Origin of the sequence: Nonomuraea sp. SYSU D8015 (genome assembly GCF_008065375.1) — a bacterium.
GTDB lineage: Bacteria > Actinomycetota > Actinomycetes > Streptosporangiales > Streptosporangiaceae > Nonomuraea.
Genome location: NZ_VJYI01000005.1, coordinates 81,199 through 103,325, shown reverse-complemented (window position 1 = coordinate 103,325; position 22,127 = coordinate 81,199). Strand labels below are relative to the sequence as shown.

Here is a 22,127-nt window from a genome sequence, read left to right as displayed (position 1 = left end):
ATGTTGGCCCTAGGCTGTCGTTTGTGGTGATTCATGCCTTACTCGCGGCCTCGCTGGCCGTGACCTCCCTGCCCGCGACCACCTCTCAGGCGAAGATCGACTGTGCCCGGGTCAAATGCCTGGCGCTGACCTTCGACGACGGCCCGGGGGCCACCACGCCCGCCGTGCTCAAGGCGTTGAAGCAGGCGGGGGCGAAGGCGACCTTCTTCCTGGTGGGCAAGCAGGTGGAGCAGCGTCCCGAGATCGCCGCGCAGGTGGTGGCGCAGGGGCATGCGATCGGCAACCACACCTACTCTCACGCCTCGCTGCCGACGCTCCTCGACAACCAGATCCTCGACGAGCTGAAGACCACCCAGGAGGCCGTCCAGCAGGCCACGGGGCGGACGCCGACCCTGTTCCGCCCGCCCTACGGTCACACCGACGACCGGGTGCTGGGGCTGGCGTACCAGGTGGACCTCGCGCAGGTGCTGTGGACGGGCACGACGCTCGACTGGAAGCTGCGCGACGCCGAGAAGATCAAGGCGGCCGTGCTCCGGCTGGCCAAGCGCAACGGCGTGATTCTCATGCACGACACGGTCCCGGCCACCGCGAAGGCCATGCCCGGCATCGTCAAGGAGCTCAAGAAGCGCGGTTATCACCTTGTCACGGTGCCGACGCTGCTCGGCGGCAAGGGGCCGGAGCCCGGGGAGAGCTACCCCTAGAGGGAGTCCCGGCAAGCTCGGAAATGGAACCATGGGGAGCGACACCAACGTCGAGAAGCCCAAGCCGTGGGTCGCGCTGGCGACCTTCCTCATCATCCAGACGGTGCTCGGGTGCTGGTGGGCGGCCTTCTACCCCGGCCTGTTCAGCCGCGACTCCGTCCTCTACCTGAGCCACACCGTCGTCGGCCCCTGGGTGAGCGATCACTCGGTGGTCTACGACGCGCTGCTGTGGCTGAGCTTCACCAAGACCGGCGACCTCGGCGCGGTCACGTTCGCGCAGACCACGGCCATGGCCGGGGCGCTGACGTTCCTGGCCCAGTCGCTCAAGGCGCTCGGCGCCCCCCGCGGGCTCACCACGGCGGTCGCGGTGCTGATGCCGCTGGCGCCGCCCTTGGGGGCGTTCACGGTCACATTATGGAAGGACGTGCCGTTCACGATCTGCGTGGTGGCGATCGCGGGCCTGTGCGCGCGTTTCGCGGCCAACCGCCGGGTGACCGGGCCCGGGCTGGCCGGGCTCGGGGCGCTGCTACTGGCGCTCGGGTTGTTCCGCGCCAACGGCTTCCTGGTCGCGGGCGTGGCCGTGGTCGCGCTGGTGGTGGTCGTCCGGACCATGCGGGTGAGCCTGGTGCTCGTCGGCACGTTGGCGGCGGCCCTGCCGCTCGCGCTCACGAACCTGATCCTGCCCCAGTTCGGCATCGCCGCCCCGTCGAAGACGTACGTCTACCACACGGCGTACGGGGACATCGCGGTGGCGTACCGGGACCGGCCCGACCTGTTCAGCCGGCAGGACAAGGCGCTCATGACGTCGGTGGCGCCGCTGACCCGGTGGTGGTGGGGCGGCACCTGTTACACGATCAACCCGCTGATCTGGCGCAGCGACTTCAACTGGCAGCAGGCCGACGCGCACGCCACCGAACTGCTGGACCTGTGGAAACGGTTGCTGGTCGAGCATCCGCGGCTGATCGTCGAGGCCCGGCTCTGCCGGGGGGCGATCGCCTGGAAGCCCGTGCAGGACCCGCTGATGACGGGCGGGGCGACGTACCGCTTCTCCCGCCGGCCCACGGCCGACACCTACGTCGGCCCCGGCAAGGTGCCCGACTTCCCCGGGCGGTGGGTGTATTCGCTGCGGCCGTTGTCACAGGAGCTGAACCAGGTGGCCGAGCCGTGGCTCACGGGGGCGCTGGCTCCCGAGTACGACTGGGCGCTGTGGCGGGGGGCGTCGTGGGCGTACCTGTCGTACCTGGCGGTGGCGCTGGGGGCGGCCGCGCGGCGGAACCGGTACGTGCTCGGGGTGGCGGCCGTGGTGGCGGGGCAGCAGCTGGCGATCATGGCGAACATCTCGGCGCAGGACTTCCGGTACATGGCCTCGCCGATCTTCATCGGGGCGCTGCTAGTGCCGTTGCTCCTGGGGAGTGCCGGGGTTTTGGCGGTGCGGCTCGTACGGCGGGGGTGGCACCTGGTACGGCCACCGCGCCCGGAACCCACGCCGGCGCCTGAGCCCTCTCCCGAGCCCGAGCCCGAGGTCGCGGACGAGCCGGAACCCGTCGCCTTGCCGGAACCCGGACTGGAGCCAGAACCCGAACCCCAGCCGGCCACGTTGCCCGAACCCGAGCCAGATGAGGAACCCGAGCCGGCGGCGGAACCCGAGCCCGCGACCCTGCGCGACCCCGGCCCCGAACCGGCGGAGGAACTCGAACCCGCGACCCTGCGCGACCCCGGCCCCGAACCGGCGGAGGAACTCGAACCCGACGACGAGCCGACAGAGCCGCTCGAAGCCGTCAAGCCGACGGAACTGGTCGAGCTGGCCGAGCCGGTCGAGCGCGAGCAGCCGTGAAAGCATCGCGGGGCTCCGGGCAAGAAGGAGCGTTCACTGTCCGCTCGACTCCCGCGGAGTTGCCTGCATGGCCCCACGACCCGACCTGGTCGACCCGCCCGATCTCCGGGACGGCTTCGAGCAGATCTTCAACGCGCACTTCGCCGAGATCCACCGCTACATCGCCAGGCGGCTGTCCGACGACATAGCCGACGACCTGGCCGCCGAGGTGTTCCTGGCCGCGTACCGGGGCGGCTACGACGCCTCGCGCGGCCAGGTGCGGCCGTGGCTCTACGGCATCGCCACGCATCTCGTCGCCCGCCACCGCCGGACGGAGCTCCGCAGGTGGAAGGCCCTCAGCCGGACGGCCGAGCGCCATGAGCACAGCCACGAGGACGCCGCGCTGACCCGGGTGGCCGCGAGTGAGCTGACCGGCCGGCTGGCGGGGGCGCTGGCCGGGCTCAACGGCGGGGACCGCGACGTCGTCCTGCTGAGCGCGCTGGGCGGCCTCAGCCACGCCGAGGTCGCCGCCGCGCTGAAGATCCCGGCCGGTACGGTCGCCTCCCGCCTCAACCGCGCCCGCAAACAGCTCCGCAAGGCGCTCGGCGACGTCAACCCCCTGGAGGAGAACCATGGATGAGATCAACCTCCTGGCGAGCTCCCTGCCCGACGCGCGGCCGCCCTCGGACGAGGTGGTCGAGCGGGCCCGCGCCCGGCTGTCCACGGCCATGGACCGGCCCGTACGGCGCCGCGCCCGCCCGCGAATGCGGCCCTGGGGCTGGACGCTGGGCGCCGCCGCGGCCACGATCGCCATCGTCACCGCCGTCATCACCCTGGTGTCGAACCTGGCCCCGGCACCGCCGACCGTGCTGACCCCTCCCCCCGTCACGGGCAAGGACGCCCTGCTCCGGCTGGCGGACGACGTCGCGCGGCTTCCGGACGAGACCGGCGCGTACTGGCGCAGGCCGCTGCTCAACACCTACCTTCTCCGGGTGCGTGCCGGGGACGAGACCTTCAACGTGCTGTCCGTCAAGCGGGTGGACCTCTGGGAGCCAAGCGATCCGCGGGATCCCGTTCAGGTGCGGAGCCGGATGGAGTACGTCCGTCCCGCCACGCCCGCCGACGAGCGGGCCTGGCGCGCGGCCGGCTCGCCTCCCGTGGTCCAGCGGGTGTGCACGCCCGGCACGGCCGCGAAGGACTGCAGCAAGGAGCGGCTGCGTACGGAGCCCTCGCAGTGCGTGTACACCCGGGCCGTGAACCCGGGCGGCGTGTTCAGCGACCTCCGGCTGGGGGCGCTCACGCTCGCCGACCTCGCCGCGCTGCCAGCCGATCCGGCCAAGCTGCGCGAATGGTTGCGGACGCGCTGGAAGGCGGAGGGGAAGAGGGAGACGTTCGAGGAGTTCCTTCCCGTGTCATATGCCCTGCTGCACATGCCGGTCAGGCCCGCGGTCCGGGCGGCCGTGCTCAGGCTCCTGGCCGACCTGCCGACGACCAAGGTGGGCGGCTCGATCACCGACCCTCTGGGGCGCCCGGGGCTTGCTGTCGCGTTCGTGAAGAGCGAGGGCTTCACCACCGTATTCGGCTCCGACGACGAAGTGGCCGAACGCTACACCACAATTCTCGACCCGCGGACCGGGGCCGTCCTGACCGCCGATGCCGCCATCGCCGCCGAGAGCGCGGAGGGGCTCGCCAAGGGGACGTTCATGCACTACACGGCCTGGGCGCCAGAGGCGGGCTGGACGGATGACCGCCCTTCCCGACCGCGTGACTGCCGGCTCAGCGAGCGGCCGATCCCGTGAATCGGTCCGCGTGTTCGCGGTAGCGGTCTGAACCCTTCCACCGGTGATTCCCGTACCTCTCGAAAGATCGCACTTTCCCGCCCAAGGGTCAGGAGACCGGAAGGAGGAGCGGATGCGGAATCTGTTCGGGGGAAGAAGCTTCGGACCGTGGCGAGGAGCCGTTTACATAGGGGGGAGCATCGCCATCGCCCTCGCCGGCGCGCCGCTGTCCGCCCATGCGGGGACAGCGGCGGCGCAGACGATCGTCTGCCCCAACGTGGCGGACCGGCTTCCCGAGATCCCGGCGGCCGCGAAGGCCGAAGTCGACCGCAACCTCGCCCAACTCGACCAGCAAATCAAGGAAGCCAACGACAAACTCGCTCGATCATCCGACCAAGGGCCCGAGTTCTTCCAGAACGCCATCCTCAAGCCCCTCGAGGACAAACGCGTAGCCGCCATCAACCGCATCGCCACAGCCATCGGCCGCGAGGGCGAACAGCCCACCGGCCTGGACTCCCTGGCGCCATGCAGCATGAGCGACTCCGCCAGTCCGGCGCCGTCCGGCAACGGCACCGCTTCCCCGTCACCGTCCTCGTCCTCGTCCAAGAAATCCAGCCCGACGCCGTCCAAGAGCGGCACCGCTTCCCCGTCCCCCTCCCCCACGGGGACAGGAGCAGGGGCGGCACAGACGATCACGTGCCCGAACGTGGCCGAAAAGCTCCCCGAGATCCCGGCCGACGCGAAGGCCGAGGTCGACCGCAACCTCGCCCAACTCGACCAGCAGATCGAGGAGGCGAACAACCGCCTGGCCCGATCATCCGACCAAGGACCCGAGTTCTTCCAGAACTCCATCCTCAAACCCCTCGAGGACAAACGCGTAGCCGCCATCAACCGCATCGCCACAGCCATCGGCCGCGTCGCCGAACGCCCCACCGGCCTGGATTCCCTGGCCACATGCAGCCTCGGCAACGGGGCAACCAACGGGGGAAACGACGACGGGCTGACGGCTGCCGACTACGTCGACATCAAGACGGTCCCGGTCTCGAAGCAACCGCAGGCCACCGACTCCGGCTCGGCGGGAACGTTCCTGTCCCGGTGCGGCACGAGCAGCGATGAGCACAGCAACACCGACAACATCATCACGGCTCCCGGCGTGACCGACGGAGCCCAGGCCCAGTACGACTACGTCGGCAACACGTCCACCGACGCGCTCTCCACCAACGAGAGCCTGGCCGAGGCGGACACCACCTGCAGCAACCAGTCGGACCGGTCGGCCTACTTCTGGCCGACCCTGCGCATCCTCGGCGATGACTCCGCCCTCGACGCGCCCGGCGACAACGCCGGCCAGCCGGTGGAGCCGTCGACGGTGCGGATCGAGTACCGCGGCAACCCGAAGTCCGAGGTCACGGCGATGCCGCAGTTCCTCAGAATGCTCAGCGGCGACCCCAGGGCCGCCTCGAAGGGCGGGAAGAACGCCCGCGCGACGTGGACCTGCAGCGGCTTCACCAACCGCGTGACGGACAAGTACCCGATCTGCCCCGCGGGCAGCGAGCTGATGCGCGTCTTCGACATGCCCAGCTGCTGGGACGGCGAGGACATCGACAGCGCCGACCGTACGCACCTCGCCTTCCCCGACGAGAGCGGCACCTGCCCGAGCGGCATGGAGGCCGTGCCCCAGCTGCGCATCACGCTGACGTACGACGACGTGCCCAACACGGCGCCCGAGGGGAAGAGCGTGCCCTTCGCGGTGGACAGTCTCGCCAGCGAGCAGAACAGCCCGAACACCGACCACGCCGGCTCCGTCGTCGTGATGTCGGAAGAGCTCATGAACAAGGTCGTCCAGTGCATCAACAACGACAGGAGGTGTTGATGAGGTAGCCCACACTCCCGCCGACGGCCGGTCACCGCCCTGCCCTAGTGGTGATCCGGCCGTCGTGGCGTTTTCGAAGCCGGCGCGGACAACGGCCCGTCGAATCAGTCGGCGAATGTTCAGGTGTTGATCTGCAGGACCCACACCGACAGGTGGTCGGATCCGCGGGTGTACGCAAGGCGGAAGGTGTCGGTACGCAGCTCGAACGCGTTCGGGATGCCTCCGTACGGGCGAGCGCCCAACGGCTCCGGCTCCTCGGTCAGGTCGAGCAGGGTGTTGACGATGATGGCTCGCAGACCCGGTGCGGCTTCCTTCAGGGCCTCGCTGACGACGTCGGCGAGTTCCAGAGGTCGCTTCAAGAGCGATCGCCCGGCGCGGGGAGGCCGAAGTCGGCGTGGAGGTCGTCACGGCTCTCGTAGCGGTGCATGCGCAGCTCGCCCCGCTCGTGAGCGGCCATGGCCTCGCGAACCTGACTGGCTTCCCGTTCACGGCGGAACCGGAGCAGTTCCTCATACTCCTCTTCCGAGATGAGCACGGCACGCTCGTCCTCGGACCGGCTGATCCTCGTCGGGCGGTGGCCATGGACGGCTCGGGACACCAGTACGCCCAGCTTCTTGCGGGCTTCAACGATGCCCAGCGAGTCAGTCGTCACGCTCCGACGATACGCACATGATGTTCATCATGCACATCATGCACACAGCCGCTTGGCATCACCGCTGAGAGATCTCGCGGGCGGTCTCGACGGTGATCTCGATCGCCCGTGCCGCGAGAGGGGAATGCGTACGTCCCGCCTGCCACAGCAGGAAGATCTCACGTGGCGGCAACGACGGCGCACTCGACGAGCTCGCCGGGACCGCCTGCATCATGGCCGCTCTCTCGCGAGCACGCCATCACGCGAGCCGTACGACCCAGTATCGCCGTCACGCTGGACCCCGACCTTGTGGAATACGTGAAGCTCGCGTGGGAGACGATGACGTCAAATCTCTGTCCGCCTACGTCAACGAGGCACTCGCGGCACGTGTGCGAGAGGAGCGACGCCGCAAGGCGATTGTGGAGAACCATTTGGCGCGAGCGCGGGAAGGTGCCGATCACGACCGCGTCGACCGGATGACGGCGCACGTCAAGAGGCAACTTGCCGACCTACCCGGCTACTCTGGCGAGATCCCACGATGACCTTGCCCCCGCTCATCCTCGATACCGGAATCCTGCCGAACTGGCTCGTGGCGACAGCGACCTGATGGAGATGGTCGCCCGCTTCGACGCCGAGGGGCAGCCGATGGTCATGTCCGTACTGGCGATTGCCGGGGCCTCACTCGACTGTGATGGCGCCAAAGACGCAACGGACCTGTTGCTCGGCATCGCGACCATGGAACAGATCACGGTTGCGGGAGCACGTGAACCCGAGCACGGGACGGTCCTGGCCTCGGTACTCGACCGCAGGGAGCTCGGATGGGGAGACGCGCACGTCGCCGCCATCGCCGACGCGTCGGTGTGCCCGGTCCTCACGCTGAGCAGGTCTCATTGGGAGAAGGCAGCCCAAGCCTTCGATGAGCCACTGCACATCATCCAAATCGCCAACCCGGGACCGTAGGCCGGCAAAACCCTCGCGGCACTCATCCTTGCCTGATGACGTCACTCCGCGAGCCAGGAGCCTCGGCTTCGCGTCACTCCCACTCGATGGTGCCCGGGGGCTTGCTCGTCACGTCCACCACCACCCGGTTGATCTCGCGGACCTCGTTGGTGATGCGGGTCGAGATGCGCGAGAGCACGTCGTAAGGCACCCGCGCCCAGTCCGCCGTCATCGCGTCCTCCGAGGTGACCGGCCGCAGCACCACCGGGTGGCCGTACGTGCGCCCGTCGCCCTGCACCCCCACCGACCGCACCTCGGCCAGCAGGACCACCGGGCACTGCCAGATCTGGCGGTCGAGGCCGGCGCGGGAGAGCTCCTCGCGGGCGATAGCGTCGGCCTCGCGCAGCAGGGAAAGGCGCTCGCGGGTCACCTCTCCGACGATGCGGATGCCGAGGCCGGGGCCCGGGAACGGCTGGCGCCAGACCATGGCGGCGGGCAGGCCGAGCTCCTCGCCCGCGCGCCGCACCTCGTCCTTGAACAGCGCCCGCAGCGGCTCCACCAGCTTGAACTGCAGGTCTTCCGGCAGGCCGCCGACGTTGTGGTGGGACTTGATGTTGGCGGTGCCGGTGCCGCCGCCCGACTCCACCACGTCGGGGTAGAGCGTGCCCTGGACCAGGAACTCCACGGGGCCGTCGGCCATGATGGCGCGCTGCTCGTCCTCGAAGACGCGAATGAACTCGCGGCCGATGATCTTGCGCTTCTCCTCGGGGTCCGTGACCCCTTCGAGCGCCTTGAGGAAGCGGTCGGAGGCGTCGACCACGCGGAGCTTCACGCCCGTGGCTGCCACGAAGTCGCGCTCGACCTGCTCGGCCTCGCCCTTGCGCAGCAGGCCGTGGTCGACGAAGACGCAGGTCAGGCGGTCGCCGATGGCGCGCTGGACGATCGCGGCCGCCACCGCCGAGTCGACCCCGCCGGACAGGGCGCAGATGGCCCGGCCGTCACCGACCTGGCGGCGCACGGCCTCGACGGACTCCTCCACGATGTTGAGCATCGTCCAGGTGGGGCGGCAGCCGGCGGCGTCGAGGAAGTGCTTGAGAACCACCTGGCCGTGCTCGGAGTGCAGGACCTCAGGGTGGAACTGCACGCCGTAGAGCCCGCGCCCGGGGTGCTCGAAGGCGGCGACCGGCGTCTCGCGGGTCGAGGCGGTCACCGTGAAGCCCGCGGGCGCCGCCGCGACGCTGTCGCCGTGTGACATCCAGACCTTCTGCGTGGCCGGCAGGCCGGCGAAGATGACGCCCTCGTCGAGCACCTCCAGCGCGGTGCCGCCGTACTCGGCGACGCCCGTGCGGGCCACCTTGCCGCCGAGCGCCTGGGCCATGGCCTGGAAGCCGTAGCAGATGCCGAACGTGGGCACGCCCGTCTCGAACAGCCCGTGCGGCACCGGCGGCGCGCCCTCGGCGTAGACCGAGGAGGGGCCGCCGGACAGGATGATCGCCTTGGGGTTCTTCGCCATCATCTCCTCGACCGGCATGGTCGAGGGCACGATCTCGGAGTAGACGTGGCACTCGCGCACCCGCCTGGCGATGAGCTGCGCGTATTGCGCGCCGAAGTCGACCACCAGAACTGTGTCGAATTCAGACACCGTGAGAACCCCCCAAAGGCGAAATGCGGTGCCCTCAGTCTATCGGTCCTGGATATTGCGCCTGGCCTGGCACGGGCACTCGTGCTAACACAGAACGATGGATCTTGTCTGGCCGGCGGCCGCGTGGGCTCTGTGGGCCTCCGCGCTGGTCACCGCCTTCAAGGTGTCCGGCCGCGAGCGGCCGTCGAAGACGCCCTCCGCCGCGCAGGCCCCCCAGCCCGTGGTGGAGCTCCTGCGTGGCCTGCGGGCGCAGGAGGTCTTCCACGCGGCGCTGTTCGAGCTCGCCGGGCGCGGGTGGGCGACGATCCACGGCGATCGCCTCTCTCTGACGCCTCCCCGCCGGGAGCCGCTCCTGCCCTACGAGCGGTGGGTGCTGGAACGGGTGGCCGCCCGGATGGCGGGCGCGCCGAACGCGCCGGTGGTCGCCCTCATGCCCGACGGCGCCGATCTGGAGAGCGACTTCATGCCGCTGGTCCGGCAGTGCGCCCTCGATCTCGGCCTGGCGCGCCGTCGCTGGCAGACCATGATCGTGCCGGTGCTCCTCGCCGTCGCGCTCGTCATCCCCTGGTACGCCACCGTCTCCCAGGCCGGCGCGTCGTGGGCTGGGGGCATCGCGTCGCTGGTGGCGGTCGTGGCAGGAGGGAGCCTGATCCTCGGCGGGCGGGGGTTCCTCCTGACCGCCCGCGGCCGGGAGATCGCCGGGCCGGAGGCCGCGCCGCTGAACCACGAGCAGGAGTGGATCTTCACGGGCAGCGGCTGGCTGGGGGTGGAGATCGAACCCGCCGGATCCGAGGGGCCGGGCCCCAAGCGGCAGGAGGTCGCCGGATACGTGGTCAAGCGGTGGGTCGACGTCACGTCGGGCGACGAGCCCGGGTCGCGGCGCCACACCTACTGTCTCGCGCTGCACGACGGTAGATCGGCGCAGGCCAAGGCGTACCGCGTGGACCAGGAGACGTACAAGGACGTGCTGCCGGGCGACTCGGTGCGGCTGCTCGTCAAGCCGCGCAGCGGCACGGTGGTCAGGATCCTGGCCCACGAACGTCACTGGTAGGAGGGCAGGTCCCCGGTCAGCAGGGTCTCCGTCTGCAGGCGCAGCCGGGCGGCGTACTTCTGGTCCGTCAGCACCAGGAACCGCTCTTCGCGGATGGCCGCCACGACCAGGTCGGCCACATCGGACGGCTCGATCCCCGACTCGGCCGCCCTTCCGACCTGGTCGAGCGAGTCCGCCTCGTCCTGGCTGGGGGTGGCGGCCAGACCGGAAGGACGTGTCCGGGCCGAGTCGGCGATGCGCGTCCTGACCGCGCCCGGGCAGAGCGCGGTCACGCGGAGCTTGGCGCCGACGGCGGCCAGGTCCTGAGCGAGCGCCAGAGAGGCGGCCAGCGCGGCGTGTTTGCTGACCGCGTACGCGCCCGCTCCCGGCACGGCGAACAGCCCCGCCACCGACACCGTGTTGACGATGTGGCCCTCGGTGCCCTGCTCGATCATGCGTGGCACGAACTCGTGGATGCCGTGCAGCACGCCCCACAGGTTGGCCCCCAGCACCCAGGCGAAGTCCTCCTCGGTGCGGGTCCACATGTGGCCGCCCTGGTAGACGCCGGCGTTGTTGCACAGCACGTGCACGGCCCCGAGCTCGCCGAAACAGCGGTCGGCCAGGTGGGCGACGGCCGCCGCGTCGGACACGTCGGTGATCTGCGTGAGCACCTTGGCGTCCCCGGCCAGCGCGGCCGTCTCCGCGAGGCCGCCGTAGTCGAGGTCGGCGAGCATCAACGTCATGCCCTCGGCCGCGAACCGCAGGGCCAGGGCGCGGCCTATGCCGCTGGCCGCGCCCGTCACCACCGCCACTTTGCCAACGAGCTCGCGCACGTGATCGACGCTACAGGATCACGCCGATCAGGCCCAGGGGCTAGGGGATCGCACCGATCAGGCCCCGGGGCCCCGAGATCGCTACAGGATCGCGTTGATCAGGCCGAGGGGCGGCGAGCCGAGGTCGAGCAGGGCCTTGTGGAAGCGCTGCAGGGTGAAGCCCGCGCCCCATTCCTTGCGCGCCTGCTCGCGCAGATCGAGGATCAGCAGCTTGCCCCAGGTGTAACGGCCGTACGTCGGGTCGAACGTGGCCCGCCGCGCCTCCGCCAGCGCCGCGGGGCCTGCCAGGTGCGTGTCGGACTCGAAGCGCCTGGCGCCCTCCTCGACCGTCATCTGACCGGTGTGCACGCCGATCGCGCAGGCCAGCCGCGTGACGCGGATCAGCGCCTCCACCCACACGCCGATCTCGAAGCGCGGGTCGTCGGGCTCGAACCCCTCCTCGACGCACAGCTCCTCGGCGTAGTGCGCCCACCCCTCGATGAACGCCATCGACTGCAGCAGCCGCCGCACGTCCGACGGCGCCCGGCGCAGGGCGCGGGCGTGCGAGAAGTGCCCGGGCGCGACCTCGTGCACGTTGATCGCCGGAAGCGTCGTGTAGCTGAAGACCTCCAGCCACTCCTCCTGTTCGTGCTCGGGCCAGGACGGGTCGGGTGGCGTGATGTGGTACCAGGACGGGCCCTCGGGCTCGCCGGGCGAGTTCCACGCCATCATGGCCATCGCCCAGCGGCGCGACTCCGGCGCCAGCCCGACCAGGCATTCCCCGTCGTGGTACGGGACGAGGTCCTTCTCCCTGGTGAACGCGATGGCCTTCGCGGTGCCCGCCCTGGCCGCCTCGATCACGCCGTCCGCGTCGGGGTGGTCCCTGACCAGCTCCCGTACGACGTCCAGCGGCGGCCCGGAGCGGCCCAGCCGGGCGCAGGCGTCGGTGAGCAGCGCCATGAGGCGGTCGCGCTCGGCGTCCGCCCGCTCGGCGAGCCGGCCGAGGTCCACCGGCAGTCCTTCGGCCGTCCCCATGAGCCCGGCCAGCGCCTCGCCGCCGAGCGCGGCGTCCGGATCTCCCTCGGCCGCGGCGCTTTCGAGGTGGGCGACCAGCCTGGCGTGGGCCCGCAGCGCCGTCTCGTCACTGACTCCGGCGGCCAGGCCCTTGGCGGCGCCGATCAGGGACTTCGCGACAGGCGCGCTGAGCCGGTCGAGCGAGGCGATCGCGCAGTCCACGGCGTCCGGCCAGAGCGCCAGGTGGGCCGCCTTCGCCGCGGCGCGTTCCTCCTCGGGGCCGTAGTCGCGGTCGTAGCAGGCCAGGTCGAAATTGGAGAGGTGGACCATCGGGTTCGTACGGTGCAGCTCCAGCTCCCCGAACTGGTAGCGCAGGCTCTGCTCGAACACCCGCAGGTGCTCGGCGTCATGCGGGTCTTCCGGCGCGGCCCCCTCGCCGAGCCGCGCCAGCCCGGCCCGCACGCCGTCGGGCGACAGGTCCTGGATGCGGCCGTCGTACTCGTGCCTGCCGCCGCCCTCGCGTGCCTCGGCCACGATGAGGTCCGCGACCGCACGCAGCCTGGGGTCAAGTTCCGTCATGCCGCCGACGGTAGCGCACGCATATGTGCCGGAAAATCGTGCGCTTCCCGGTAAAGCGTGATGTGAGAATGACGGCCATGGCCATCCAGATCACGACGCTCGCCGAACGTCCCGAGTTCACGCCGGAGCTGTGGAGCATGGACCACACGTGGCCGGAGTTCATGCTCCACGACCCGATCGCCGATCTGTTCTACGCGATCGCCGAGACGACCTACGCCGAGCATGTGCTCGTGGCCGACGACGACGCCGATCCGGGCCGGTTGGTGGCGCGAGGGTGCATGATCCCGTACTGGTCGGACGAGGCCGAGCTGCCCGACGACGGATGGGACGGCGTGATCCGGCGGGGATGGCTGGCCCGCGAGCGTGGCCGCCGGCCCGGCGCCGTCTCGGCCCTGGAGATCAGCGTACGCCGCGACCTGCAGGGCACGGGGCTCTCGTCGATCATGCTGGCGGCGATGCGGGAGCGCGCCGCCCACCTCGGCTTCGCCGAGCTGGTCGCGCCGGTCCGGCCCAACAGGAAGCACCTCGAACCGCACACCCCCATGTCCGAGTACGCCTACCGCACCCGCGACGACGGCCTCCCCCACGACGCCTGGCTGCGGGTGCACGTGCGGGCCGGCGGGAAGATCGTGAAGGTGGCGCCGCGCTCGATGGTGGTCGCGGGCACGCTGGCGGAGTGGCGGACGTGGACCGGCCTGCCGTTCGACCGCACGGGGCCGGTCGAGGTGCCCGGCGCGCTCAACGTGGTGCAGTGCTTCGTGGAGCACGATCATGCCGTGTACGTGGAGCCGAACGTCTGGGTCAGCCACCCGCTGTCCTGACCGGATCCCGCGCCCGGACCCCGGCAGGCCCGATGACGGGACCCGCCGAATGCGCGCCGCCGGCTCAGACGCCGGCCCGGCGCCGCAGTTCGGCCGCGTATTGGCCGACGTCCAGGCCCTTGCCGGCCGCCCACTCCTCCCTGTGATAGGTCGCCAGGTGCCGCTCGGCGGCGTCGCCGATCAGCGAGACCACGGTGCCGGTCTCGCCCTTGGCCCGCATACGCTCGACCAGCTCCAGCGCCGCCCACAGTGCGGTGCCCGACGAGCCGCCCACCGGCAGCCCGGTGACCTCCCTGAGGTGTGCCGGGCCGCCGCCACACCGGCCGCGTCCGGCACGGGAACGACCAGGTCGACCAGGTCGGGCCGGAACCCGGGCTCGATGCGCGGTCGCCCGATGCCCTCGATGCGCGACGGCATGCCGGTCGCTCGCCCCCGTCACCACCCAGTCCGGCCGCACCTGCGTGAACAGCTCATCCGCCAGATCGTGCTCGGCCGCCCGCCCGAACTGGTCGAGGAAATGCCCGTCGATCCGCAGGGCCGCGTCGTAGATCGCCAGCGGCGGCGTCACGAACCTGCACTCACCGCCCAACTCCTCCACCACCCGAGCCCGCGCCTCGCTGCGCTCCCCCGGCATGACCACGGTGTACGGCAACCCGAGCCGCCGAGCGAACCACGCCTGCGCCACGGCCGCGTCGCCGCCGGTGGCCTCGACCACGGTCGTGCCCTCGGCGACCAGCCCGTCCAGGACGGCCCGGCGGAACAGCGCCCGGGCGTGCCGATGCCGCCGGCTCCCGGTCGGCTGCGCGTCAGGCTCGTCCGCTCACCTGGCGCGAACGACGCTACGCCCGCAGCCCGTTGATGATCCGCCAGGTCGCCCGGTGGCACAGGGCGCGGAAGTCGGGCTCGGCCATGCCGATCCGCCCGCTCAGATACTGCTGGACCAGCCCCTGCGCGGCCGACGTGACGACCAGCGCGGTCTCCAGGGGGTCGTCCTCGCGCAGCAGGCCCGTCCGCATGCCCTCCTCGACCAGCGCCGCCACCACGCTGAACGGCGGCCCCTGCCCGTCGCGGAAGTCCTCCGGGAAGCGCCGCGCCCCCGACCAGGCGTCGGACATCAAGAAGCGGTAGAGGTGCGGTCTGCCGAGCGCGAAATCGAGGAAGTCGTCCAGCGCCGCCGAGATCCGCTCCTCCATCCCGCCCGACGGCGACCGCCGCACCCATGCCTCGGCCAGCTCCCGCGCGCTCCGGTCGGCGACGGCGCGGAGCAGCGCCTCCCTGTTCGGGTAGTGCCGGTAGATGGCCATGGCGGTGATGCCCACGGCGTCGCCCACGCGCCGCATGCTGACCGCGTCAGCGCCCTCCTCGAGGAGGATCTTCTGCGCGACGGCCACGATGCGCCCGGCCGTACCCTGATCGTTCACCTTCACATGAAAGCTCACTTCAGCCGCAGTCGCCGCATCGTCTTGAGCGTGCCGACCAGCAGGTCGGCCCACTTCTCGTACGGCAGCCCCGACGGCGGCTCGAAGCCCAGCCAGCTCGCCTGCGAGGCCACGGTCTTGGCCTCGGTGTAACGCAGCAGGCCCTCCGCGCCGTGCCTGCGGCCGAGCCCGGAGGCCTTCACGCCGCCCATGGGGGCGTCGTAGGAGCCGTAGGCGGAGGCGTACCCCTCGTTGATGTTGACCGTGCCGGCCTTGACGCGGGCGGCGAGCGCCCGCCCGCGCGCCAGGTCGGAGGTCCAGATGGAGGCGTTGAGCCCGTAGATCGTGTCGTTGGCCAGCTCCACCACCTCGGCGTCGCGGGCGAACGGGTAGAGCGCCACCACCGGCCCGAACGTCTCGTTGCGGCACAGGTCCATGTCCTCGGTGACGCCGGTGAGCACGGTCGGCTCGTAGAACAGCGGGCCGAGGTCGGGCCTGGGCCGGCCGCCGGCCAGCAGCGTCGCGCCCTTGGCGACGGCGTCCGCCACATGAGCGCTGACGGCGTCGAGCTGACGCTGCGAGGTGAGCGAGCCCATCTGGACCGACCAGTCGCGGCCCGCGCCGAGCTTGAGGTTCTTGACCTGCTTGACGAAGCGGCGGGCGAAGTCGTCGAAGACGGACTCGTGGACGTACAGGCGCTCGATGGACAGGCAGAGCTGGCCGGCGTTGGTGAAGCAGGCCCGCAGCGCGCCCTGCACGGCCAGGTCGAGGTCGGCGTCGTCGAGCACCACCATCGGGTTCTTGCCGCCGAGCTCCAGCGAGCAGCCGATGAGCCGCTTGGCCGCCTCTTCGGCGATCTTCCTGCCGCCGCGCGTGGAGCCGGTGAAGGCCACGTAGTCGGCGTGGTCGAGCAGCGCGTCGCCGATGTCGGCGGGCTCGCCCAGCACGACCTGCCAGATCTCGCGCGGCATGCCGAGCTCGGCGAGCAGGTCGATGGTCCACAGCGTGGACAGGGCGGTCTGGGTGTCCGGCTTGTGGACGATCGCGTTGCCGGCCAGCAGCGCGGGCACCGCGTCGGTGACGCCGAGCGAGAGCGGGTAGTTCCACGGGGAGATCAGCGCGACCACGCCCTTGGGCTGGCGCAGCTCGGCCACGCGGGTGGCGAGGGGGAAGACGCCCCTGCGGGCGCGCGGGGCGAGCAGGGCGGGCGCGCGACGGGCGTAGTAGAGGCTGCAGCACGCAACGTCCAGCACCTCTTCGAGGGCGTGCTTGCGGGCCTTGCCGGTCTCGTCCTGGACGATGTCGAGTATCTCGTTCCTGCGGTCGAGTATCGCGTCGTGGAGCGAGAGGAACGGTCTCGCCCGCGCGGCCGCGGGTCGCGCCGCCCACGCGGCCTGGGCGGCCCTGGCCTTCTCGTACGCCCTCCGGACGTCCTCGGCCGTGGAAATGGGCAGCTCGGCGAGGGTGTCGCCGGTGAAAGGGGCGATGATGCCCTGGGTCTCGCCGCTGGACGTCACGTGCATGACAGGAGGATATTCCGCTGGGCTACCGGCGGGTAGTTTTTGCGGATTCGCCCCATAGCGACAGAATCCCTTCATGGCATCCTTCGCTCCGCTACGACCCGGAGATCCACAGCAATTGGGGGGCATGGATCTCCTCGGCCGGCTCGGCGAGGGCGGCCAGGGCGTCGTCTACCTCGCCGAAGACTCCGCGGGCGCCCGCGTCGCGATCAAGTGGCTGCGGGCCGACCAGTCGGGCGACCACGTGAGCGTCGAGCGGTTCCTGCGCGAGGTCCAGGTGGCACAACAGGTGGCGCCGTTCTGCACCGCCGCCGTCCTCGGCACCGGGGTCGAGCAGGACCGGCCGTACATCATCAGTGAGTTCATCGAAGGACCCTCGTTGCAGCGGGTGGTGCAGGAGGAGGGTCCGCGCACGGGGACGACCCTGCACCGGCTGGCCATCGGCACCGCCACCGCGCTGGCCGCCATCCATCAGGCCGGCATCGTCCACCGCGACTTCAAACCGGCCAACGTGATCATCGGCGCGGACGGGCCGCGGGTGATCGACTTCGGCATCGCGCGGGCGCTCAACGCCACCTCGACGATCAGCAGCATGGTCGTGGGGACGCCGTCGTACATGCCGCCCGAGCAGATCATGGGGCATGCCGTCGGGCCGGCCGCGGACATGTTCGCGTGGGCGAGCGCGATGGTGTTCGCCGCGTCGGGCCGGGCGCCGTTCGGCAGCGACACGATGCCCGCGGTGATCAACCGGGTGCTCAACCAGCAGCCCGACCTCGGCGCCCTGGACGGGACGCTGCGTGACGTGGTGGCCGCCTGCCTCAACAAGGACCCGGCGCAACGGCCCACCGCCGAGCAGGTGATCATGCGCCTGCTGCAGCACCCGGCGCCGAACACCGGCATCCTCGCGCAGGCCGCCGCCGAAGCGGCTCCCCAGGCGGCTCCGCCGCCGCCCTTCGGCCCGCCGTCCGGCCCGCCGTCGGGACCGGTCCAATACTCCGGCCAGGTCCCGCTGCCCGGCCCCGTTCCGCTCGCGCACTCCGCGCCCGTCCCACCGCCGCCGCATCCCCATCAGCAGTGGCAGCAGCCGCCGTACGGGCAGCCGACCTACCCGAGCATGTACGGCCGGCCGCCGCAGAAGAAGAGCAGGACCCCGCTGATCGCCGGCATCACGGTGGCGGTCGCGTTACTGCTGCTGGCGGGCGTGGTGGTGATCGTCCAGTTCGACAGGTCGTCGGTGGTCGCGCAGCGGACGCCCTCGCCCACGCAGACGCGGACCAGCACCCGGCCCAGCCCGTCCTCGACCCCGGCCGCCGTGCCGCGGACCGGCACCAAGAGGACGCTCCCCGGCGGAAACATCTCGCTGTACGAGCACCCGTCCGACGCGATCGTCCTGACCTCCTACGAGGTCTACGACAAGGCGAAGGAGGACTGGATCGACTACGCCAGGGGCTCGCTGCACGGCACGTTCACCAAATACGCCGGCAACTGGGAGTCCATGGTGTCTCCGGACGGCCGCTACCTGGCCGGCCGGGGCAAGAGCTACAGCTCCGACAACTACGACTTCATCACCATCACCGACCGGCGGTCCGACGACCGTACGACGGTGAAGACCGTCAAGAAGCCGCTGATCAGCAGCATCAGGGCGTGGTCGAAGGACGGCTCGAAGATCCTGCTCAACATCGAGAAGAAGACCGGCGACAACTGGTCCTACCTGGGCTTCGTCATCATCGACGTGCCCACGAAGAAGGCCATCACGGTCGACGTGAGCGACTCCTCGGTCCGCGACACGGCCTTCGGCTTCGACGCCCAGGAGGAGGGCGCGATCAACGTCTACGGCGACGAGAAGAACGTCGGCCTGCGCTTCTACGACGCAGAGGGCAAGGCCACGCGGTCGACGGATAAGATCGGCACGTTGTCCGCAGGCACGCGGGCCATCTTCTCGCCCTCGGGCAAGGCGTTCGTCACCAACTGCCCCAACGGCGGCGACGGCGACCACTGCATCTGGGACTCCGCCTCCGGCGAGCGCCTGCGCAAGTTCTCCTCCGACTGCGACAAGGTGCTCGGCTTCTACGACGAGAGCCACCTCTACTGCTGGGAGCAGGACAACGGCGTCAACGACGAGATCCAAGTGGCCGACTTCAACGGCAAGCTGGTGCGCAAGCTGGTGGAGGTGCCGGAGAACCTCGACTTCAGCCCCGCCTTCACCGTCAACCCGCAAAGGGGCTCCTGAACCATCCGGCCCGGACAGCCGTGATGAGGTCATGAAGACGCTGATCCGTACGGCCGCCACCGCCGCCGCGCTGGCGACGGTCACGGCCGCCTGCACCTCGTCCGCGGAGGACCCGGCGCCGGCTCCCCGGAAGACCACGCTGGGCGCCGTCCGCCTGGTGGCCTACAGCGACTGCGGCGACCTGCTGGCGGGCCTGCGTGAGCGGACCGCGAAGAACGTCAGCGCGTACGGGTTCGGCCGGGTCGTGCCGGTGGCGCGGATGCAGGAGGACACGGCGGCGATGACCGCCAACGCGAAGGCGGACACACCCGAGCACTCCACGACGAACGTGCACGAGGCCGGCGTGGACGAGCCGGACCTGGTCAAGACCGACGGCAACCGGGTGATCACGGTCACCGGCGGCACCCTTCGGGTCATCGACACCGCGACGCGGAAGGTCACCTCGACGCTCAAGCTGACGGAGGGCGACGAGCGCGTCTTCGCCCCGGCCGACCTGCTGCTGTTCGGCAACCGGGCGCTGGTGCTGTTCCGCGGCTACGGCGACATGATGGTCAAGTCAATCGCTCCGCCCGGCGACACCCGGTACGTGCTGATCGATCTGGCCGCCGAGCCCAAGATCCTCGGCACGGTAAAGCCGCAGGGCTCGTACGTGGACGCCAGGATGGTCGGCTCGACGATCAGGATCGTCACCCGCAGCCAGCCGGAGATCGAGTTCCCGCAGCCGAAGAACGAGACGTCGGAGGCGGAGATGATCAAGGCGAACCAGGAGGCCGTGCGCAAGGCGCCGGTCGACGCCTGGCTGCCCAAGATCGAGATCACCGACGCGTCCGGCACGGTCAGGAAGGACGCGGTCAAGTGCGAGCGGGTCAGCCACCCCGCCGACTACACCGGCACCTCGCTCCTGACCGTCCACACCCTCGACCTGGCGCGGGGCCTCACCGCTGCGGGGACCGACCCGATCAGCCTCGCGGCCGACGGCGACATCGTGTACGGCACGGGCGCCAGCCTGTACGTGGCCAGCAACCCGCGCTGGTGGTGGCCGATGCCGATGCCTATCGAGGAGACCCCGGCCGTCCCCCCGGCCGAGGACCCCACGCCCGCGGAGCCCAGCCCGACCCCCACGATCCCGCCGGAGGAGACCGAGATCCACCGGTTCGACGTCGCCGCGCCGGGACCGCCTTCATACGTGGCCTCCGGCAAGGTCCAGGGCCGGCTGCTGAACCAGTACTCGCTGTCGGAGCATGACGGCCACCTGCGCGTCGCCACCACGCTCAACTCGGCCGACGGCAAGAGCAGCTCCAGCGCCGTCCACGTCCTCAAGGCCGACAGCATGGCCAAGACCGGCGAGGTCGGCGGCCTGGGCAAGGGCGAGCGCATCTACTCGGTCAGGTTCATCGGCCCGGTCGGCTACTGCGTCACGTTCCGGCAGGTGGACCCGCTCTACACGCTCGACCTGCGCGATCCGGCGGCGCCGAAGGTGACCGGCGAGCTGAAGATCACCGGCTACTCGGCTTACCTGCACCCCGGCGGCGAGGGCCGGCTGATCGGCATCGGGCAGGAGGCCAGCGAGCAGGGCAGGACGCTCGGCACCCAGGTGTCGCTGTTCGACGTCAGCGACCCGGCCAGCCCGCGGCGGCTGTCACAGCTGTTCCAGAAGGACTCCGGCTCGGAGGCCGAGTGGGACCCGCACGCGTTCCTGTACTGGCCGAAGACCGGGCTGTCGGTGATCCCGCTGACCCAGCAGAACGAGTCCGGCGCGTTGGTGCTCAAGATCGATGACTCGGGCGTGTCAAAGGTCGGCATGATCAAGCACCCGACGCAGGGCCAGCAGGGGGACATTCCGTACCAGCCGGGCATCCAGCGCTCGATGGTGATCGGTACCTCGATCTGGACGGTCTCTCCGGAGGGCGTCCAGGTCAACGACGCCGCGACACTCGCCTCACAAGCCTGGATCCCGCTTCGTTAGGTAATCGAAGAGCGCCGATTCGTAGCGAATCGGCGCTCTTTTTGTGGACTTTTCCCGACACGTGGTGAAAACTTTACTGACACCCCCTGTCGAGAAAGGGCCTTCATGCGATCACGCACCCCCCTGTTCGCATTGCTCGCCGGCGTGCTGGCGTTACTCACGGCGCCGATCCCCGCCTCAGCCTCCGCCGCACCCGACGGCACGTACATCGTCCAGCTCAACCCGTCGATGCGGGCGCCCCGCGGCGCCGCCGAGAACCAGGTGTCCCAGCACGGCGGCGAGCTCGTCGGCGTCTACGAGCACGCCTTCAAGGGCTACACCGCCCGGCTGAGCGCGGCCGCCGCCGAGCAGCTCAAGCGGAACCCGAACGTGCTCAGCGTGGAGCCCGACGCCGAGGTCACCGCCTTCCCGCAGACCACGCCCACCGGCGTGCGGCGGATCTTCGGCCCCGACAACCCGAACCTCGACATCGACGGCGCCGACGACGTACGCATCGACGTGGACGTCGCCGTCGTGGACACCGGCGTCGACCACACCCACCCCGACCTGAACGTCGTCGCGCGGGCCAACTGCCTGACCGGCGTCTGCCTGAACAACTCCGGCACCGACGACAACGGCCACGGCTCACACGTCGCGGGCACCGTCGGCGCGATCGACAACGCCATCGGCCCGGTCGGCGTCGCGCCCGGCGCCCGCATCCACGGTGTGAAGGTCCTCAACGCGGCCGGCTCCGGCACCCTGTCCGGCATCGCCGCCGGCCTCAACTGGGTGGTGCAGCGCGCCTCCACCATCGAGGTCGTCAACCTGAGCCTGGGCTGCAACGGCTGCTCCAGCAGCGCGATCAGCACCGCGATCGCGAACGCGGTCAACGCCGGCGTCGTGGTCGTCGTGGCCGCGGGCAACAGCCACGCGAACGCCTCCACGTTCTTCCCCGCCAACCACCCCGACGTGGTCACCGTCTCGGCGCTGACCGACAACGACGGCCTGCCCGGCGGCGCCGGCGGCAGCACGCTGTCCTGCCGCAGCGAGACCGACCAGGACGACACCTCGGCGTTCTACTCCAACTACGGCTCCACCATCGAGATCACCGCACCCGGCACGTGCATCTACTCGACGTGGCGGAACGGCGGCTACAACACGATCAGCGGCACCTCGATGGCCGCCCCGCACGTGGCCGGCGCGGCGGGTGTCCTCACCTCCGGAGCCCGCAAGCCGACGACGCGGGCGGGCGCGCTGGCGGTGCGCAGCACGCTGATCTCCACCGGCAACTCCAACTGGACGGACGACTCGGGCGACGGCGTCAAGGAGCCACTGCTCGACGTCCATGACGCCACGCGGTACTAGAACCCTCAGCGGGCGGCCT

Annotated in this window: 19 protein-coding genes and 1 pseudogene; 11 read left to right on the top strand and 9 right to left on the bottom strand. The window is 70.6% G+C overall.

Annotated elements, in window-relative coordinates:
• The first annotated feature begins 23 nt into the window (after positions 1 to 23).
• The 5 genes from ID574_RS22950 to ID574_RS22930 all read left to right on the top strand — a co-directional run bounded on the left by ID574_RS22950 (position 24) and on the right by ID574_RS22930 (position 6,162).
• Entirely contained in the window at positions 24 to 701 is a 678-nt protein-coding gene (locus tag ID574_RS22950; protein ID WP_188191010.1) for a polysaccharide deacetylase family protein, read from the top strand.
• A gap of 31 nt (positions 702 to 732) precedes the next feature.
• Positions 733 to 2,535, top strand: coding sequence for a hypothetical protein (locus ID574_RS22945; RefSeq protein WP_188191009.1), 1,803 nt, complete (start codon positions 733 to 735; stop codon positions 2,533 to 2,535).
• 67 nt (positions 2,536 to 2,602) lie between these two features.
• Positions 2,603 to 3,154 (top strand): RNA polymerase sigma factor, encoded by a 552-nt coding sequence (locus ID574_RS22940; RefSeq protein ID WP_188191008.1) that lies wholly within the window; start codon positions 2,603 to 2,605, stop codon positions 3,152 to 3,154.
• A complete protein-coding gene (locus ID574_RS22935) occupies positions 3,147 to 4,313 on the top strand; it encodes a CU044_5270 family protein (protein ID WP_188191007.1) in 1,167 nt (388 codons plus the stop codon). The genes ID574_RS22940 and ID574_RS22935 overlap by 8 nt, the downstream gene beginning before the upstream one ends.
• A 112-nt stretch (positions 4,314 to 4,425) precedes the next feature.
• Complete coding sequence (locus tag ID574_RS22930) at positions 4,426 to 6,162, top strand: DUF1996 domain-containing protein (RefSeq protein WP_188191006.1); 1,737 nt, start codon at positions 4,426 to 4,428, stop codon at positions 6,160 to 6,162.
• Positions 6,163 to 6,281: 119 nt separating this feature from the next.
• Here ID574_RS22930 and ID574_RS22925 read toward each other — a convergent pair whose 3' ends face one another.
• From ID574_RS22925 to ID574_RS22915, 3 genes are read right to left on the bottom strand one after another with little or no spacing between them, the layout of a single operon-like run.
• Positions 6,282 to 6,521: a hypothetical protein gene (locus ID574_RS22925; RefSeq protein WP_188191005.1), complete on the bottom strand. Its 240-nt coding sequence runs from the start codon at positions 6,519 to 6,521 to the stop codon at positions 6,282 to 6,284.
• A complete protein-coding gene (locus tag ID574_RS22920; protein ID WP_188191004.1) occupies positions 6,518 to 6,814 on the bottom strand; it encodes a type II toxin-antitoxin system Phd/YefM family antitoxin in 297 nt (98 codons plus the stop codon). Before ID574_RS22920 ends, ID574_RS22925 begins: the two co-directional genes overlap by 4 nt.
• Positions 6,815 to 6,872: 58 nt before the next feature.
• Positions 6,873 to 7,028, bottom strand: a complete 156-nt coding sequence (locus ID574_RS22915; protein WP_223166976.1) for a hypothetical protein — start codon at positions 7,026 to 7,028, stop codon at positions 6,873 to 6,875.
• 371 nt (positions 7,029 to 7,399) lie between these two features.
• Between ID574_RS22915 and ID574_RS22910 the strand changes: the two genes are divergently transcribed.
• Positions 7,400 to 7,753 carry a hypothetical protein gene (locus tag ID574_RS22910; protein ID WP_188191003.1) on the top strand — a complete coding sequence of 118 codons (354 nt, stop codon included), beginning with the start codon at positions 7,400 to 7,402 and terminating at the stop codon, positions 7,751 to 7,753.
• Positions 7,754 to 7,826: 73 nt separating this feature from the next.
• On the opposite strand, the gene guaA is transcribed toward ID574_RS22910, so the two are convergent.
• A complete protein-coding gene (gene guaA / locus ID574_RS22905; protein ID WP_188191002.1) occupies positions 7,827 to 9,374 on the bottom strand; it encodes a glutamine-hydrolyzing GMP synthase in 1,548 nt (515 codons plus the stop codon).
• 97 nt (positions 9,375 to 9,471) lie between these two features.
• Between guaA and ID574_RS22900 the strand changes: the two genes are divergently transcribed.
• A complete protein-coding gene (locus ID574_RS22900) occupies positions 9,472 to 10,425 on the top strand; it encodes a DUF2207 domain-containing protein (RefSeq protein WP_188191001.1) in 954 nt (317 codons plus the stop codon).
• Here the strand turns inward: ID574_RS22900 and ID574_RS22895 are convergent.
• Together ID574_RS22895 and ID574_RS22890 are read right to left on the bottom strand one after the other, a co-directional pair.
• Positions 10,416 to 11,237: an SDR family NAD(P)-dependent oxidoreductase gene (locus ID574_RS22895; protein WP_188191000.1), complete on the bottom strand. Its 822-nt coding sequence runs from the start codon at positions 11,235 to 11,237 to the stop codon at positions 10,416 to 10,418. The two genes, ID574_RS22900 and ID574_RS22895, sit on opposite strands and share 10 nt — an antisense overlap.
• Before the next feature lie 81 nt (positions 11,238 to 11,318).
• Positions 11,319 to 12,809, bottom strand: coding sequence for a DUF885 family protein (locus tag ID574_RS22890; protein ID WP_188190999.1), 1,491 nt, complete (start codon positions 12,807 to 12,809; stop codon positions 11,319 to 11,321).
• 77 nt (positions 12,810 to 12,886) lie between these two features.
• Here ID574_RS22890 and ID574_RS22885 point away from each other — a divergent pair, with 77 nt between their 5' ends.
• Entirely contained in the window at positions 12,887 to 13,630 is a 744-nt protein-coding gene (locus tag ID574_RS22885) for an N-acetyltransferase (RefSeq protein ID WP_188190998.1), read from the top strand.
• A gap of 64 nt (positions 13,631 to 13,694) precedes the next feature.
• On the opposite strand, the pseudogene ID574_RS22880 reads toward ID574_RS22885, so the two are convergent.
• From ID574_RS22880 to ID574_RS22870, 3 genes and pseudogenes are all read right to left on the bottom strand, one after another.
• Positions 13,695 to 14,423: pseudogene (locus tag ID574_RS22880) on the bottom strand (pyridoxal-phosphate dependent enzyme); the annotation flags it as partial.
• 46 nt (positions 14,424 to 14,469) lie between these two features.
• Complete coding sequence (locus tag ID574_RS22875; protein ID WP_188190997.1) at positions 14,470 to 15,051, bottom strand: TetR/AcrR family transcriptional regulator; 582 nt, start codon at positions 15,049 to 15,051, stop codon at positions 14,470 to 14,472.
• A 14-nt stretch (positions 15,052 to 15,065) separates the two neighbouring features.
• The gene (locus ID574_RS22870; protein ID WP_188190996.1) at positions 15,066 to 16,571 is read right to left on the bottom strand and encodes a succinic semialdehyde dehydrogenase; all 1,506 of its coding nucleotides are present in this window, start codon (positions 16,569 to 16,571) and stop codon (positions 15,066 to 15,068) included.
• 124 nt (positions 16,572 to 16,695) lie between these two features.
• Here ID574_RS22870 and ID574_RS59980 point away from each other — a divergent pair, with 124 nt between their 5' ends.
• From ID574_RS59980 to ID574_RS22855, 3 genes are all read left to right on the top strand, one after another.
• Positions 16,696 to 18,798, top strand: a complete 2,103-nt coding sequence (locus tag ID574_RS59980) for a WD40 repeat domain-containing serine/threonine protein kinase (protein ID WP_223166975.1) — start codon at positions 16,696 to 16,698, stop codon at positions 18,796 to 18,798.
• A gap of 31 nt (positions 18,799 to 18,829) precedes the next feature.
• The gene (locus ID574_RS22860) at positions 18,830 to 20,764 is read left to right on the top strand and encodes a beta-propeller domain-containing protein (RefSeq protein ID WP_188190995.1); all 1,935 of its coding nucleotides are present in this window, start codon (positions 18,830 to 18,832) and stop codon (positions 20,762 to 20,764) included.
• Positions 20,765 to 20,869: 105 nt separating this feature from the next.
• Positions 20,870 to 22,108, top strand: coding sequence for a S8 family serine peptidase (locus tag ID574_RS22855; RefSeq protein WP_188190994.1), 1,239 nt, complete (start codon positions 20,870 to 20,872; stop codon positions 22,106 to 22,108).
• Positions 22,109 to 22,127: the final 19 nt, after the last annotated feature.